This is a genomic window from Paraburkholderia sp. EG304 (assembly GCF_046543485.1).
Taxonomy (GTDB): Bacteria; Pseudomonadota; Gammaproteobacteria; order Burkholderiales; family Burkholderiaceae; genus Paraburkholderia; species Paraburkholderia youngii.
Genome location: NZ_JBKGUA010000453.1, coordinates 1 through 255 on the forward strand (window position 1 = coordinate 1; position 255 = coordinate 255).

Annotated in this window: 1 pseudogene; it reads right to left on the minus strand. The window is 56.5% G+C overall.

Annotated elements, in window-relative coordinates:
- Positions 1-255 (minus strand): annotated as a pseudogene (locus ACLFKU_RS44710) (IS110 family transposase); the annotation flags it as partial.

The window sequence follows — 255 nt, forward strand, 5'->3', positions numbered from 1 at the left end:
CGCATGGCCGGGCGCGATGCAGCTTCGCAGATCGCTTCGGCATCGACGAAGTCGTTCTTGTTTGACTTTACGAATGACCTCACAAACTGCGGCGAAATCAGTCTGACTTCGTGGCCGAACGTGGCCAGCTTGCGTGCCATGAAGTGAGAACCTACACACGCCTCCATGACGACCGTGCAGGTCGCATAGGTTGCAAAGAACTCGATCAGTTGCTTGCGCCCAAGCTTCTTCCGCAGCACAGCGTTACCCTTGCTG